Genomic DNA, 15,130 nt, shown 5'->3' on the forward strand with positions numbered 1-15,130 from the left:
TCGTGTGCGGTCGACGTGCGACGTGCGCGCGAAGACCAATACGACCACAAGCGGGGTCCGCGCGCGTGCACACCCCAGGGTAAATGGAAGTACGGGTGCCCGCCCGCACGTGACAACGAAGTTCACAACGGAGGCAATGATGGCTCTTTCGAATCAGACACCCACGGGTGCGGCCCAGACTGCGGCAAAACCGCGCGGGATCGCCGGCTGGGACAAGCACACCTGGCTCTACGTTTCGGTGATCGGCGCGGTCGTGCTCGGCGCGATCGTCGGACTCGCAGCGCCCGACTTCGCGATCGGCCTCGAGCCGCTCGGCACCGCGTTCGTCGGGCTCATCAAGATGATGATCGCGCCGATCATCTTCTGCACGATCGTCGTCGGCGTGGGCTCGATCGCCAAAGCCGCGACGGTCGGCAAGATCGGTGGCCTCGCGCTCATTTACTTCCTGGTGATGTCGACGTTCGCGCTCCCAATCGGTCTCGTCGTGGGCAACATCATCCACCCGGGCGACGGCCTGAACATCGCGGGCTCGACCTACGAGGCGACCGCCGAGGCGCAGGGCACGACCGACTTCCTGCTCGGCATCATCCCCACCACCTTCTTCTCGCCGTTCACGGGCGAGAATGTGCTGCAGGTGCTCTTCATCGCGCTCATCACCGGCTTCGCGCTGCAGGGGCTCGGCAAGCGCGGCACGCCGATCCTTGGCGTTGTGAAGCAGCTGCAGACGCTCGTCTTCCGCATCCTCAGCATGATTCTCTGGCTCGCCCCGATTGGTGCGTTCGGTGCGATCGCCGCCGTCATCGGCAAGACCGGCATCAGCGCGATCTTCAGCCTCGGCTTGCTCATGGTTGCGTTCTACATCACTTGCTTCCTCTTCGTCGTGGTGGTGCTCGGTACGCTGCTTTACGCGTTCACGCGGGTGAACGTGTTCCGCCTCATCGGCTACCTCGGCCGCGAGTACCTGCTCATCGTCGGCACGAGCTCGTCGGAGTCGGCGCTGCCGCGTCTCATCGCGAAGATGGAGCACCTCGGTGTCGCGAAGCCCGTCGTCGGCATCACGGTGCCCACGGGCTACTCGTTCAACCTCGACGGCACCGCGATCTACCTCACGATGGCGTCGCTCTTCATCGCCTCGGGTATGGGCTCGCCCATGTCGATCGGTGAGCAGATCGGCCTGCTCGTGTTCATGATCATCGCCTCGAAGGGCGCCGCGGGCGTCACCGGCGCGGGCCTCGCGACGCTCGCCGCGGGCCTGCAGGCGTACCGCCCCGACCTCGTCGGCGGCGTCGGCGTCATCGTCGGCATCGACCGCTTCATGTCGGAGGGTCGGGCCATCACAAACTTCAGCGGTAACGCCATCGCTACCCTGCTCATCGGCACGTGGACGAAGCAGGTCGACATGGAGCGCGTGCGCCTCGTGCTCTCGGGTCAACTGCCGTTCGACGAGTCGACGCTCGGCGCCGACGACCACGGCGTCGGCGAGCACGATGCGGCTGAGGATGCGGCGGCCAAGCCGGGCGCGCAGCTCGAGCAGGCCGACTCGCGCTAACCACTACCGAGGTAACCCACAACAGGGCCCGGCCGGCGCAACCCGCCACCGGGCCCTGCTGTCGCGCTCTGCCGCCGCTACTTGACGACGCGGAAGGTCGCGGCGGCCGGATCGACCGCGCCGCGCACGTAGCCCATCGGGGCGGCGGCGACGGCTTGCAGGTAGTCGACGATCTCCTCGGTGATCGTCTCGCCGGGTGTGAGGTTCGGGACACCGGGCGGGTAGGCCGCGAGCGAGTCGCTCGAGACGCGACCCACCGCATCCTTCGCGAGCACGACCTCGCTCGGCGCGAAGAACGCGTCGCGCAGCGACATTGCGCGGGGGCCCGGGTCGACGACGCGGGCGGCGATCGCGTTGCTCGGCATCTCGGGCAGTGCGTCGATCGCGCGCATGAAGCGGTCAACATTCGCGGTGCGAGCGGCGCCGAGCACGAACACCACGGCCCCGTCGGTCGCGAGCTCGGGCACCACACGCTGCTCGTAGGCGAGGTGCTGGTACGTCTCGAAGCCACCGATGTTGCCCGAGCGGGTGTCAATGACGAGCTTGAACGGGTCGATCGCGATCGTGTCCTCGGCCGCGAGCTGCTGCTCGCGCGCCTCGGTGAAGCGGCCGTGTTCGGCGAGGCGCACCCGCAGTTCCTCGGACGACTCGAGGCCGCGGTTGAACGCGGTGCTCGCCTCGGTGGCGAGGAAGCGACGGGTCTCGTCGAGCGCCGCCATAAGCAGCGCGCTCGAGCTCGTCGAGGTGACAACCTTCGAGACACGGTCGACCGCGGCGCCCAGGGCGGCCGCGTGCGGGCCCTGCCCGAGCAGTAGCATCGCCGACTGCGTGAGGCTGCCGGCGAGCTTGTGGGTGCTCGAGATGACGAGGTCGGCGCCGAGGCGAATCGCGTTCGTCGGCAGCTCGGGGTGGAAGCCGAAATGCGAGCCCCACGCCTCGTCGACGATGAGCGGCTTGCCCGCGTCGTGGGCGACCTTCGCGATCGCGGCGATGTCGGCGACGGCGCCCGAGTAGCTCGGGCTGACGACGAAGACGGCCGCGGCATCCGGATGCTCGGTGAGGGCCTCGGAGACCTGCTGCGGCGTGACGCCGCGCGCGAGGCTGAGGCGGAGGTCCATCGACGCCCGCATGAAGACCGGCTCGACGTTCGCGAGCATCATGCCGTCGATCGTCGACGAGTGGCAGCTGCGCTGCACGATGAGCTTGTCACCGAGCGTGCCGAGCGCGAGCATCGCGATCTGGTTGCCGGCCGAGGCACCGTTGGTGAGGAACCAGGCGCGGCTCGCGCCCCACGCATCCGCCGCGAGCGTGAGCGCGCGCTGCATCGTGTCGGGCGCGTCGCCGAGGGGAATCTGCGGGTCGGCGAGCGGAAACTCGGTGAGGATCATCGGGAAGTCGAGGGCGACGGCCTTCTCGCCGAAGACGCGGGTGAGATGCGTCGAACCCTCCGCGTCGGCGCCGTGGCCGGGCACGAAGTAGCGTTCGAGCTGCAATGACGCCAAGACCTGCAGCTGTTCGGAATAGGGGGCCGCGTATTGGGAGTCGTTTAAGGCAGTCATATGCAGATTTTTGCCCCACCTGTCGGTTTGGCACAAGCGCAGAAGTGTCGAGATCCCTCAATACTCCCTATGGTGGCCATGGGTGCTCGGCCCTAGGCTGCTTGTATGCTCGACCTTCGCCAGCTCTCCGTGCTCGACGCGATCGCCCGCACCGGCTCGCTCGCTGCCGCGGCCCGCGACCTCCACTATGGGCAACCGACGATCAGCCACCACCTGCGCGCGCTCGAGCGACACCTCGACTCCGAGCTTGTCGTCTCGAGCGCCACCGGCACGGCGCTCACGGCGGCCGGCGAGCTCATGCTCGAGCACGCCCGTGCCGTGCTCACCCGCCTGCGCGTTGCCGAACGCGACGTCGCCGAGCTCGGTCAGTCAGGCGGGCCCGTGCTGCGCATGGGTACCTTCGAATCGGCCGGCGCACGCCTCCTGCCGCAGGTGCTCGCGAAGCTTGGCACGGGTCGCACGGTGCAGGTCGAGCTCGTCGAGGGCGAGCCGCTCGGGCTGCAAGAGCAGCTCCTCGACGGCTCGCTGCACTGCGCGCTGCTGTACGACCTCGACGGCGACACCTCGGTGACCGACGCGGCGCTGCGCCAGCGGACCCTCGAGCGCGAGCCCTTTCGCATCATGCTCGGCGCCGATCATCCGCTCGCTACGCAGGAGGTTATCGACCTCGCCGACCTCGCCGAGGCCGACTGGATTCGCTCGCGCAGCGTGCTCGAGGCCTCCGAGCGCGCGCTGCTCACGGCAGCGGGCGCGGCTGGCTTCGTGCCGAACACCCTCCTGCAGAGCGAGGACTACTCGCTCGTGCACGGGTTCGTCGCCGCGGGCGTCGGCGTCGGCCTCATCGTCGAGTCGGCCGTCGACACCCGCTACCGCGTCGTCGCGCGGCCGACGGTGCAAGACCTGGGGATGCGCCGGGTGCGCTTCGTCGCGACGGCCACCCCCGAGCCGGGTCGTGCCGCCGCCCTCGCGCGCCTCGAAGAGCTGCTGATCGAGGCAGCCGAGGTGAATCCCGCAGCATCCGTGGGGTAATTAACGACGTTCGTCGAGGAGCGTGGCAGTATTGCCAGCACATCACCGTCGTAACGACGCGAAGCCGCAAGCCAGCGCCGTGCTGTCGAAGGGAAACGAATGTCGCAGCCGCACGTTGGACCGAGCATCGGCGCCCCGTTCAGCGAAACAGAGTTCATCGCGCGGCGCGACAGCGTGCGGGAGCGGATGCGTGCTGGCGGCTTTGACGCCCTGCTCGTGGCCGACCCCGCGAACCTCTACTACCTCACGGGCTACAACGCGTGGTCGTTCTACATGCCACAGGTGCTGTTTCTGCCGCTCGACGGCGAGCCGCTGCTCATCATGCGCGAAATGGATGCGAACGGCGCCCACCGCACCGCGACCACCTTCCCGCCAGAGCAGATCCTCGGCTACCCCGAGTCGCTCATCCACCAGCCCGACTGCCATCCCGGCGACTGGATCGCACAGGCACTGCTCGATCGTGTCGGCTCCGAGCCGCGCCGGGTCGGCTACGAAGGCGAGGCGCACTTCTTCACGGTGCGCACCTTCCTCTCGCTGCGGGCGCACCTGCCCGGCTGGCAACTCGACGACAGCCAGGATCTCGTCGGCTGGGTGCGACTCGTGAAGTCGCCCGCCGAGATCGAGCTCATGCGCATCGCAGGCCGCGTCGCCACCTCGGCGATGACGGCGGGCCTCGAGGCGCTCGTGCCCGGCCGGCCGCAAAACGAGGTTGCCGCGGCGATCCAGGCCGCGCAGGCGCGGGGGGTCGATGATGCCGCGGGCGACTACCCGGCGATCGTGCCACTCATGATGGTCGGCGCGGCCGCCGACACGCCCCACCTCACCTGGAGCCACGACCCGCTGCCCGACGAGACCGGCGTTGCGCTCGAGCTCACCGGTGCCCACCGCCGCTACCACTCACCGATCGCGCGTACCGCCTACCTCGGCACCCCGAGCGCCGAGCTGCGCCGCCTCGCCGACGCGACGACCGACGCGCTCGAGGCCGCGCTCGCGGCAGCGCGCCCAGGCGTCACGGCGCACGACGTGAGCGAGGCATTCACCAAGGTCCTCTCGGCCGCCGGCTACGAGAAGGCCTCGCGCCTCGGCTACTCGATCGGCATCGGCTACCCGCCCGACTGGGGCGAGCGCACCGTGAGTCTGCGCCGCGATGACCCGACCGTGCTCGTCGAAAACATGACCTTCCACCTCATCGCGGGCATGTGGATGCAGGGCTACGGCTTCGAGACCTCGGAGGCGATCCGCGTCACAGCGAACGGGGTCGAGACCTTCGCCGACGTGCCCCGCAACCTCGTGCTGCGGCCGAGCACGGGAGGCGGGGCGTGAGTATCACCGACGCAGAACAGGCCGTCATCGACCGGCTTGACGCCGACGCGATCGCCGAGCTCACGGCCGAGCTCGTGCGCGTCGGCGGCGAGAACCCCGGCGGCACCGAGGAGGCGACGGCGACGCGGCTCGCGTTCGCGCTGCGCGCGCTCGGCGCCGAGGTGGAAATGCAGACCGTCGAGCCGGGGCGCCCCAACCTCATCACTCGGATCGGTGACCACAGCCTCGGCGACGGCATCCTGTTTCTCGGCCACAGCGACGTCGTGCCCGCGGGGGAGGGCTGGACGCGCGACTCCTACGCCTGCCTGCGGGAGGGCGACGCGCTCTACGGCCGCGGCACGACCGACATGAAGGGCGGCCTCGCGGCCGTCGTCTCCGCGATGGCGGCGGTGAATGCCGAGCTGCCGCACCTGCCGATGACCCTCGTCGTCACGGTCGACGAGGAGCTCGGGGCGAAGGGCGTGCTCCACTACATCGAGCACGAGCCGGTCGGCAGCTACCGTGCCTGCATCGTCGCCGAGCCGACGAACCTCGTGACGATCACCGCGTGCCGCGGCGCGATGAACGTCCGCGTCAATCTCGAGGGTGCGAGCGCGCACGCCGGCAAGCCGGACGAGGGTGCAAACGCCATCGTCGCGGCGATCGAGGTGATCGCCGCGGTCGAGGCCGACGACGCGGCGTTGCGCCGCCACCCGCATCCCGTGCTCGGCAGTGGCACGTGGTCGGTCGGCACCGTCGAGGGCGGCCACGGCACGTCGATCGTCGCCGACCGCTGCACGCTCACGATCGACCGCCGCATCCTGCCCGACNGCAGCCGGATGCTATCCTCAACAACCTGCTTGCGGACGCGCGCGGCAGGATCCGTGACCGAGCCCGTGTCGGCACCGACCGCATCCGCGTGAGCGGGGAAGTCGAGATGGTGATGCCAGGATTCGAAACGGAGCCGGAGTCCGAACTCGTGAACGCCGCGGTGCACGCGGTGCGCGACGCCGGCGGCGACGGCTCGGTGGGCGTGTGGACCGCAGCGTGCGAGGGCGGATTCCTGCACCGCCATCACGGCGTGGACTGCCTCGTGTTTGGCCCCGGAGACCTCACGACGCAGGCGCACCAACCCGACGAACACGTGCTCGTCTCCGACCTGCATCTCGCCGCCCGCGCCTACGCACTTATGGCCGTGCGTGCCGCCCTCGCGGGCCGGCACCCGGCGCAGACCCCCAACTGATCGACCCGCCTTCGAGCAAGAAAGGATCGCCCCACCGAGACCCAAGCGCGCACGAGGCGCGCACCTTGGCCGCACCGATCGCGGCCATGCGCAGAGAGGAAATCCGGTGACTGCGACCCCACCCCCGTACGACGAACTCCCACCCATCACCAAAGAGATCGACCTCACGCCTATCCAAAAGAAGCTGGCGCGCAAGTCGGTGGCCGGTTCCGCCCTCGGTAACGCAATCGAGTGGTTCGACTACGGCATCTACGGCTACCTCGTCACGTACATCGCGGCCCACTTCTTCACGTTCGGCGACAACTCGGGGGCGTGGCCCACGATCTTCGCCTTCCTCACCTTCGCGGTGTCGTTCCTGGTGCGACCGCTCGGCGGCATCATCCTCGGCCCGCTCGGCGACCGTGTCGGCCGCCAGAAGGTGCTCGTGTTGACGATCATCCTCATCTCGCTCGCGACCGCGGCCATCGGCATTCTGCCGACCTTCGAGCAGGTCGGCTTCCTCGCCCCCGTGCTGCTCGTGCTGCTGCGCATGCTGCAGGGCTTCTCGGCCGGCGGCGAGTACGCCGGCGCGGCCGTGTTCATGTCGGAGCACGCGCCCGACAACCGACGCGGCGCCTACGGCTCGTTCCTCGAGTTTGGCACGCTGCTCGGCGCGAGCTGCGCGGCGATCCTCTGCACCACGCTCACCGCCGTCGTCGGCGAACAGGGCATGCTCGACTTCTGGTGGCGCGTGCCGTTCTTCGTCACCCTCGCGCTCGGTGGCGTCGCGCTCTGGCTGCGGTCGAGCCTGCAGGAGTCCGAGACGTTCAAGCAGGACTCGAAGCACACCGACGAGAACGAGTCGGCGTTTAAGGCGCTCGGCAACCTCTTCAAGCACTACCCGAAGCAGGTCTTCAAGCTCTTCGGCTTCGTGATCCTCATCAACGTCGCGTTCTACATCGTGCTCACCTACATGCCGAGTTACATGGCGACGACGCTGGGGCAAGACCCGGTCGCGTCGAACTGGACGCTCGTCGCGATTCAGGTGGTCATGATGGCGGTGATCGTGCCGTTCGGCGCGTTGAGCGACCGAATAGGGCGCAAGCCGCTGCTCATCACGGCGAGCCTCGGCTTCGTCGTGCTCTCGGTACCGGCGGTGATGCTGCTGCAGATCGAGGCCGTGTGGTCGCACCTGCTCGGCCTCGGCATCCTCGGTATCTGCCTCGTCATGGTGATTTCGACGATTTCTTCGACGCTGCCGGCGCTGTTCCCGACCGCGGTGCGCTATTCGGGCTTCGCGATCGGCTACAACATCTCGACCGCCCTGTTCGGTGGCACCGCTGGTGCCGCGAACACCTGGCTCGTCGAGGTCACGGGCAACCCGCTCGTGCCCGGCTTCTACCTCGCCGTTGCGGGCCTCATCGGCCTCATCTCGGTGCTCACGTTTAACGAGACCGCGGGCCGGTCGCTGCGCGGCAACGTGATCCCCGGCAGCGACGATGAGAAGCGCGTCGCTCGCGGAGAGAAGCTCGTGGGCAAGATCAACACCCCCGCCTAACCACGCGGATGGCAACGGCCGGGCANAAGTAGGCTAAGGCGGTCGAAAGGAGCGGTGTGAACACGCAGCAGGCGGATGCGCCCGGGCGACGGCGGGCGCCGTGGCTGGTGACACTGCTCGCGATCGCCCTCGTCGGCGGGCTCGCGCTTGGTGCAGGCGCCGCCCGCATGGGTCTGCTGCCCGAGTCGGCGGCACCCACGCCGACCCCGACCGAGGTCGTCGTGCCGCATCCGACCGTGACGACCGGCTCGTCGACGCCGCGCACCTGCTCGATCGCCGACGACGTCACCTCGTCGGCCGCCCTCGACTTCCACGGCATCGTCGAGCGCGCCGACACCGGTGAGGTGCTCTTCGCGCGTCAGGAGGACGAGGCGACCCCGACCGCATCCGTCATGAAGCTCGTGACCGCGGTCACGGCGGTGTCGACGCTCGGCGCCGACACCCGCCTGCCCACCACCGTCTACCCCGGCACTGAGGCCGGCAGTGTCGTCCTCGTCGGCGGCGGCGACCCGACGCTGAAGTCACAGACCACGAGCTACTACGCGCAGGCCACGGCGTCAGTCGCCGAGCTCGCCGATGCCGTGACCGCGGCTGGCGGCGCGACCACCGTGANGCTACGACGACTCGCTCTTCACCGGCGACACTTGGCAGCCAAGCTGGAACGACGCCGACCGAGTCGACGGCTCGACCTCGGCGATCTCCGCGCTCATGATCGACGCCGGCCGCGCCGACCCGACGACCGAATATTCGCCGCGCACGCTGACACCATCGGAGGATGCGGCCGACGCCTTTGCTGCCGCCCTCGGCGCCGACGTCGACGACACGATCGGCATCGAGCCCGACAGCGAACCGATCGCTGAGGTCTGGTCGCCGACGGTCGAGCAGCTCGTCGAGACGATGCTGCTCGACAGCGACAACGTGATCGCCGAAGTGCTCGCGCGCCTCGTCGCGATCGAGCTCGGCGCCGGCAGCGACTTCGACGCCGTGGATGCGGGGCAGCAGCTCGCGCTCGACGCCCTGGACGTGTCGACGGCCGGCTTCGTCGGCGCCGACGGCTCGGGCCTCTCGCGCGACAACCGCGGCAGCGCCGCGACGATCGTCGGCCTGCTCGAGCTCATCGACGCGGGTGACGACGGCCTCGGGATCCTGCGCGACTACCTGCCCGAGAACATGCAGTCGGGCACGCTTGAGCAGCGCATCAACGGGGTGCCCGACGGCGCGGTACAGGCGAAGACGGGCTATACCGACCAGGTCTACGCGCTGGCGGGTTTCATGGTGCTGCCCGAGGGCGTGCAACTCACCTTCGCGCTCTTCGTCGCGGTGCCCAACCCCGAAACCGACGCGACCACGACGACCATCACGAACCGCAACGCGCTCGATGCGGCGGCAACGGCCATCTACAACTGCGGCATCGAGCTCACGAACCGATAACTCGCGCCCGAAAACCGGTGACTCGTGCCCCACGGCTCGATACGCTGGGCCTATGACGCGCGGACTCCTTATCGTCGATGTGCAGAACGATTTCACCGAGGGCGGTGCCCTCGCCTGCAGCGGCGGCGGCCAGGTTGCCCGAGACATCTCAGAACACCTGCGTCGCTACGGCGACGACTACGCGTGCGTCGTCGCCTCGCGCGACTGGCACAACGCCGAGGGCGACAACGGCGGGCACTTCGCCGCGACCCCCGACTTCGTCGACTCGTGGCCGGTGCACTGCGTCGCCGGCACCGAGGGCGCCGAGTTCCACCCCGACCTCGACACCACGGCGCTCACCGCCGAGGTGCGCAAGGGCCAGGGCAAGCCCGACTACTCGGCGTTCCAGGGGGTCGACGAACAGCAGCGCTCGCTGCTCGAGGTGCTCCGCGAGGCCGACGTGCACGAGCTCGACATTGTCGGCATCGCGACCGACCACTGCGTGCGTGCCTCGGCGCTCGCGGCGCTGAGCCTCGGGTTCAAGGTGCGGGTGCTGAGCGACCTCTGCGCGGGCGTCGCCCCCGAGTCCTCGGCGGCCGCCCTCGACGAACTCGAAGAGGCCGGCGCCGAGATCGAGTACGTCGGCGTCGCGTAGCCGCTACGCGAGCAACTGGTATTCGGCGAGCCGGCGGTAGAGCGGCGTCGTCTCGAGCAGCTGCTCGTGCGTACCGCGGCCGATGATGCGGCCGCCATCGAGCACGNGAATCTCGTCGGCGTCGACGACCGTCGAGAGCCGGTGTGCGATCATCAGCATCGAGCGGCCCTCCGAGACGGTGTCGAGGGCGCCGCGCATGAGCGCCTCGTTCTCGCCGTCGAGGGCCGAGGTCGACTCGTCGAGCAGCAACACCGGCGGGGCCGAAAGCAGCGTGCGCGCGATCGCAAGGCGCTGCTGCTCGCCGCCCGACAGGCGCACGCCCGACTCGCCGACCTGCGCATCCAGGCCCGCGGGGGAGCGGTCGACGACGCCGCCGAGGTTCACCTGGCGCAGCACGGCAACGCACTCGTCATCGCTCGCGCCGGGGTTGCCGAGCAGCAGGTTGTCGCGGATCGTGCCCGCGAGCGTCGGCGAGTTCTGCTGCACGTAGCCGAGCTGGTCGCGCAGTTGGGGTCGCTCGATCGCGCGGAGGTCGACGCCGCCGAGCGAGATAACGCCCGAGATAGGGTCATAGAAGCGCTCGATGAGCGCGAGCGAGGTCGACTTACCGGCGCCCGAGNGGGCCGACGAGTGCGACCTTGTGGCCGCGCGGCACCGTGAACGAGACCTCGTCGAGTACGAGCGGCGACTCGACCTGCGTCGACTCGTCGATCATGAGCAGCTTGTCGGCGTCCTTCTGCGCAGCGCGGCCGCGAGCGGTGACGAAGCCGTCGAAACGGGCGGATGCGTCGGCGCGCGCCTGCGCGGCCCGCACGACCCGCTCGGGGTAGCGAAACGACACGTTCGCGAACTCGATCGCGGGGGCCGACGGCTCGGCGTCGACGTTGGCGGGCCCGCGCAGCGCGACGACGGCGCAGGACGTGCGGTCGTTCGCCTCCTCGTCGGGCAGGTTGACGATCTCCTCGATACGGCCGAGCGCGCCGAGCGCCGAGGCGACCGCCGAGATCGCGCCGAAGAATTGCGTGAGCGGCGCGATCATGAGGAAGAGGAACATGATGAACGAGATGAGCGAGGCGACCGTGAGGCTCCCCGCGGCGACGCGGGCGCCGCCGACGCCGAGCACGAGCACGAGCGAGAGCTGCAGGGCGAGGAATGACACCGGCACCATGACGGCCGAGATCGCGGCGATGTCGAGCCCGCGGCGGTACGCGCCCTCGGCGTCCTCGATCACCTTGCGCTCCTCGCGCTCGGTCGCGTTCGCGGCGCGCAGGGTGCGCATCGCCGAGATCGCCCGCTCGGTCGAGGAGCTGAGCTCGCCGACCTTCGCCTGGGCGGCGGCGGAGGCGCGCATCACGCGCCCGCCGAGCGCCACAACCACGACCGCCGAGATCGCGACGCAGGCGAAGGTGATGAGGAACAGCACCCAGTCGAGGATGAGCATGGCCACGATTGCGCCGGCGAAGGTGAGCACGCCGCCGATCGCCTCGATGAGGCCCTGCGTGAGGACGGCCCGCAGCAGCGTCGTGTCGCTGCCGACGCGCGAGACGAGGTCACCAGTGCGGCGCGCGTCGAACTCCGAGATCGGCAGGCGCAGGATCTTGCGAATGAGGTTGCGCCGGGCGTTGAGCACGATCGTCTCGCCCGTGCGCTGCAGCAGGAAGTGCTGCATGCCCGAGAGCAGCGCGGCGAGAATCACGACTGCGACAAGCAGCCACGCGATCCACCACTGCATCGCGCCCTGCTCGACCTGCTGAATGAGCAGCCCCATGAGCACCGGCTGTGTGAGCGAGAAGACGGCGCCGACGAGCGAGATGATGATGATCAGCGCGAGCATGCGCTTGTCGGCGAAAAGGTACGGCCACAGCTGCCGCAGCGTCGCGCGCGGCGCCGAAGAGTCGGTGCCGCGCGCGAAGGGGGATCGAGAGTTGCTCACGGCTAGTGCTTAGTGCCAGAGCACCGCGATGGCGATGTTTGCAAAGGTAAGCGCGCCGGCGGTCCACATGACGCCCGACGGCACCGGGTTCTTCTTGCGATTAAGCATGAGCAGCACCATGATCACGATGAGGAACAGCAGCTTCACCGTGAGCTTGATGCGGATGTCCATCGTCACGTCGTAGAGCGCCTCGTTGAGGCCGAACATGATGAGGCCCGTGAGTAGCGCAAGCCAGCCCGAGTGCAGCATGCCCGCGGGAATCGTGGCCTCGCCCTTGCCGATGGCCTTGATCTGCAGGAACCACCCGCCGAAGAGTCCCGCAACACCCACGAGGTGGAAGACGAGCAGGATGTCCTTAAGAATTTCCATGTCGCTATTCTACGAGTTGTCGAGCTGTTGGCGAGTGGCGAAAACCGTGGCCGATCAGGCGTCTTGTTCGTCCTCGATTGGGAGGTCGAGGTGGAGGAGGTGGCCCATTCGCTCGGCCTTTGTGCGCAGGTAGTGGTCGTTGACGGCGTTGCGGCCGACCTCGAGCGGCACGCGCTCGGCGACCTCGATGCCGTGCTCGGTGAGCGCAGCCTGCTTGAGCGGGTTGTTCGTGAGCAGCCGCACCCGCGTGATGGCGAGATCGCGCAGGATCGCGGCGGCGGCCGTGTAGTCGCGGGCGTCGGCAGGCAGGCCGAGGGCGAGATTCGCGTCGACGGTGTCGAGCCCCTCCCCCTGCAGGTGGTAGGCGCGGAGCTTGTTGACGAGGCCGATGCCGCGCCCCTCCTGCCCGCGCAGGTAGAGCACGACGCCGCCGTGCTCGGCCACAACATCCATCGCCGTGCGCAGCTGCGGGCCGCACTCGCACTTCATGGAACCGAAGGCCTCACCCGTGAGGCATTCCGAGTGCAGGCGCACGAGCGGCACATCGTCGCCCGGCACGTCGCCGATCAGGGCGAGGTGGTCGTCGCCGGTCTCGACATCGTGATACGCCCGAACGCGGAACGTACCGTGCACGGTGGGGAGGTGGGTCTCGACCTCGAAGCGAATATCGTCACTCACTTGCGGGTCACCAGATGCTCGACGCCGCGTGCGCGGTAGCCGATGCCCCACGCCGCGACGCGCCAGAACGCCTCGAGAATGATGTTGCTCGACATCTTCGAGACGCCGTGGATGCGCTCAACGAAGGTGATCGGTACCTCGACGACGGGGAGACCCTTGCGCTCGTACATCCACGCCATCTCGATCTGGAAGCAGTAACCGGCGGCGCCGATGTTGCTCAGGTCGAAGGTCTTCAGTGTCGCGGCGCGGTAGCCGCGGAATCCTGCGGTGATGTCGTTGATGCGCGACTTGAGCCAGACCTTGCAGTAGATCGACGCGCCCCGCGAGAGCAGCTGGCGCAGCAGCGGCCAGTTCTCGGTAGCGCCGCCCGGCACCCAGCGCGAGCCGATCGCGAGCTCGGCGCCCGCATCCAGCTGCTCGATGAGCTCGGGCAGCTTCGCCGCCGGGTGTGAGCCGTCGGCGTCGAACTCGAACAGGTACTCGTAGCCGCGTTCCTGGCCCCAGTCAAAACCCTGCAGGTACGCCGTTGCGAGGCCCAGCTTGCCGCTGCGGTGCAGCACGTGCACGCGGGTATCGCTCGCGGCCATCTGGTCGGCGATGTCGCCGGTGCCGNTCGGGCGAGGCATCGTCGACGATGAGCAGGTCGATGCGGGGCGAGGCCCCGAGCACGCGCTCGGCGATCTCGGCGATGTTTTCGCACTCGTTGTAGGTCGGAATCACCACGAGCACATCGCCCCGCGTGGTCGTCGCCTCGGGCAAAGCGTGACGCGGGCCGTCGGTTTGGGATGCCATGGGCAAGTCGTCCTTCGTCGTTCGGCGCGGCCTAGAGGTCGGCACGCGTCGGGAAACCAATGCGCTCGTGCACGAGGTCGAGCGTCGCCGCCGCGCGCTCACGGGCGCGGTCGGCACCCGAGCGCAGCAGGCGCGTGAGCTCGCCCCGGTCGTCGAGCAGCTCGGCCGTGCGAGTACGGATGGGTGTGAAGGTCGCGTCGACGACCTCGGCGAGGCCCTTCTTGAGGTCGCCGTAGCCGCGGCCCGCGTACTCGTTCGCGACGTCGTCGAGCTCGCGGCCCGACAGCACCGCGAAGATCGTGAGCAGGTTCGAGACACCGGGCTTCGCCTCGGGATCGTAGCGAATCTCGCCGTCGGCGTCGGTGACCGCGCGCATGACCTTCTTCGTCGTCACCTTCGCGTCGTCGAGGATCGACAGCAGGCCAGCCTCGCTCGGCGCCGACTTCGACATCTTCGCCGTCGGGTCTTGCAGGTCGTAGACCTTCGCGTTCGCCTTCGGAATGAAGCCCTCGGGAATCGTGAACGTCTCGCCGAAGCGCGAGTTGAAGCGCTCGGCGAGGTTACGGGTGAGCTCGATGTGCTGCTTCTGGTCGACGCCGACCGGCACCTGCTGCGTCTGGTAGAGCAGGATGTCGGCGGCCATGAGCACGGGGTAGGTGAACAGGCCCACCGTGGTCTTGTCGCTGCCGTAGCGCTGCGACTTGTCCTTGAACTGCGTCATGCGGCTCGCCTCGCCGAAGCCCGTCATGCAGCCGAGGATCCACGCGAGCTGCGCGTGCTCGGGCACGTCGGACTGTACGTAGAGGATCGACTTCTCGGGGTCGATGCCGGCCGCGATGTACTGCGCCGCGGTCGAGAGCGTGCGGGTGCGCAACTGCTCGGGGTCGATGCCCGAGGTGATCGCGTGCTGGTTCACCACGCAGAAGATCGCGTCGTACTCGTTCTGCAGCTTCACCCAGTTGGTGAGCGCGCCGACGTAGTTACCGAGGTGGAGCGAGTCGGCCGACGGCTGCATCCCGGAGTAGAGCACGGGCTGCGAGGTGGCAGGCTGAGTCATGAAGTTCTTGGTCCTTT

15 protein-coding genes and 1 pseudogene are annotated in these 15,130 nt (G+C 68.7%); 9 read left to right on the plus strand and 7 right to left on the minus strand.

What is annotated here, in order from left to right; translation table 11 throughout:
• Nucleotides 1-139: 139 nt before the first annotated feature.
• Nucleotides 140-1,549 (plus strand): cation:dicarboxylate symporter family transporter, encoded by a 1,410-nt coding sequence (locus ID132_RS00120; RefSeq protein WP_193127547.1) that lies wholly within the window; start codon nucleotides 140-142, stop codon nucleotides 1,547-1,549.
• 77 nt (nucleotides 1,550-1,626) lie between these two features.
• On the opposite strand, the gene ID132_RS00125 is transcribed toward ID132_RS00120, so the two are convergent.
• A complete protein-coding gene (locus ID132_RS00125; RefSeq protein ID WP_193127548.1) occupies nucleotides 1,627-3,108 on the minus strand; it encodes an aminotransferase class I/II-fold pyridoxal phosphate-dependent enzyme in 1,482 nt (493 codons plus the stop codon).
• Nucleotides 3,109-3,213: 105 nt separating this feature from the next.
• Between ID132_RS00125 and ID132_RS00130 the strand changes: the two genes are divergently transcribed.
• The 8 genes from ID132_RS00130 (at nucleotide 3,214) to ID132_RS00160 (ending at nucleotide 10,284) form a co-directional block, all read left to right on the plus strand.
• The gene (locus ID132_RS00130; RefSeq protein ID WP_193127549.1) at nucleotides 3,214-4,137 is read left to right on the plus strand and encodes a LysR family transcriptional regulator; all 924 of its coding nucleotides are present in this window, start codon (nucleotides 3,214-3,216) and stop codon (nucleotides 4,135-4,137) included.
• Between the two features lie 99 nt (nucleotides 4,138-4,236).
• A complete protein-coding gene (locus ID132_RS00135) occupies nucleotides 4,237-5,460 on the plus strand; it encodes a M24 family metallopeptidase (RefSeq protein ID WP_193127550.1) in 1,224 nt (407 codons plus the stop codon).
• A gap of 167 nt (nucleotides 5,461-5,627) precedes the next feature.
• A complete protein-coding gene (locus ID132_RS00140; RefSeq protein WP_235988154.1) occupies nucleotides 5,628-6,362 on the plus strand; it encodes a M20/M25/M40 family metallo-hydrolase in 735 nt (244 codons plus the stop codon).
• Between the two features lie 20 nt (nucleotides 6,363-6,382).
• Nucleotides 6,383-6,682 carry a M20/M25/M40 family metallo-hydrolase gene (locus ID132_RS13035; protein WP_211198180.1) on the plus strand — a complete coding sequence of 100 codons (300 nt, stop codon included), beginning with the start codon at nucleotides 6,383-6,385 and terminating at the stop codon, nucleotides 6,680-6,682.
• 106 nt (nucleotides 6,683-6,788) lie between these two features.
• Complete coding sequence (locus tag ID132_RS00145; protein WP_193127551.1) at nucleotides 6,789-8,219, plus strand: MFS transporter; 1,431 nt, start codon at nucleotides 6,789-6,791, stop codon at nucleotides 8,217-8,219.
• A gap of 167 nt (nucleotides 8,220-8,386) precedes the next feature.
• Complete coding sequence (locus ID132_RS00150; RefSeq protein WP_235988157.1) at nucleotides 8,387-9,079, plus strand: D-alanyl-D-alanine carboxypeptidase; 693 nt, start codon at nucleotides 8,387-8,389, stop codon at nucleotides 9,077-9,079.
• Nucleotides 8,979-9,650: a D-alanyl-D-alanine carboxypeptidase gene (locus ID132_RS00155; protein WP_235988158.1), complete on the plus strand. Its 672-nt coding sequence runs from the start codon at nucleotides 8,979-8,981 to the stop codon at nucleotides 9,648-9,650. Before ID132_RS00150 ends, ID132_RS00155 begins: the two co-directional genes overlap by 101 nt.
• Before the next feature lie 52 nt (nucleotides 9,651-9,702).
• Entirely contained in the window at nucleotides 9,703-10,284 is a 582-nt protein-coding gene (locus ID132_RS00160) for an isochorismatase family protein (RefSeq protein ID WP_125106843.1), read from the plus strand.
• Between the two features lie 3 nt (nucleotides 10,285-10,287).
• Here ID132_RS00160 and ID132_RS00165 read toward each other — a convergent pair.
• The 6 genes and pseudogenes from ID132_RS00165 to trpS all read right to left on the minus strand — a co-directional run bounded on the left by ID132_RS00165 (nucleotide 10,288) and on the right by trpS (nucleotide 15,113).
• A pseudogene (locus ID132_RS00165) lies at nucleotides 10,288-12,217 on the minus strand (ABC transporter ATP-binding protein).
• Nucleotides 12,218-12,226: 9 nt separating this feature from the next.
• Nucleotides 12,227-12,586, minus strand: coding sequence for a hypothetical protein (locus ID132_RS00170; protein ID WP_125106845.1), 360 nt, complete (start codon nucleotides 12,584-12,586; stop codon nucleotides 12,227-12,229).
• A gap of 54 nt (nucleotides 12,587-12,640) precedes the next feature.
• Nucleotides 12,641-13,264 carry a GTP cyclohydrolase II gene (gene ribA / locus ID132_RS00175; RefSeq protein ID WP_125106846.1) on the minus strand — a complete coding sequence of 208 codons (624 nt, stop codon included), beginning with the start codon at nucleotides 13,262-13,264 and terminating at the stop codon, nucleotides 12,641-12,643.
• Nucleotides 13,261-13,851 (minus strand): glycosyltransferase, encoded by a 591-nt coding sequence (locus tag ID132_RS00180; RefSeq protein WP_459562409.1) that lies wholly within the window; start codon nucleotides 13,849-13,851, stop codon nucleotides 13,261-13,263. The genes ribA and ID132_RS00180 overlap by 4 nt, the downstream gene beginning before the upstream one ends.
• Nucleotides 13,769-14,056, minus strand: coding sequence for a glycosyltransferase (locus ID132_RS15415; protein ID WP_459562408.1), 288 nt, complete (start codon nucleotides 14,054-14,056; stop codon nucleotides 13,769-13,771). The genes ID132_RS00180 and ID132_RS15415 overlap by 83 nt, the downstream gene beginning before the upstream one ends.
• A 31-nt stretch (nucleotides 14,057-14,087) precedes the next feature.
• Complete coding sequence (gene trpS, locus ID132_RS00185) at nucleotides 14,088-15,113, minus strand: tryptophan--tRNA ligase (RefSeq protein WP_193127553.1); 1,026 nt, start codon at nucleotides 15,111-15,113, stop codon at nucleotides 14,088-14,090.
• Nucleotides 15,114-15,130 lie beyond the last annotated feature (17 nt).

Origin of the sequence: Gulosibacter sediminis (assembly GCF_014904065.1) — a bacterium.
Lineage (GTDB): Bacteria > Actinomycetota > Actinomycetes > Actinomycetales > Microbacteriaceae > Gulosibacter > Gulosibacter sediminis.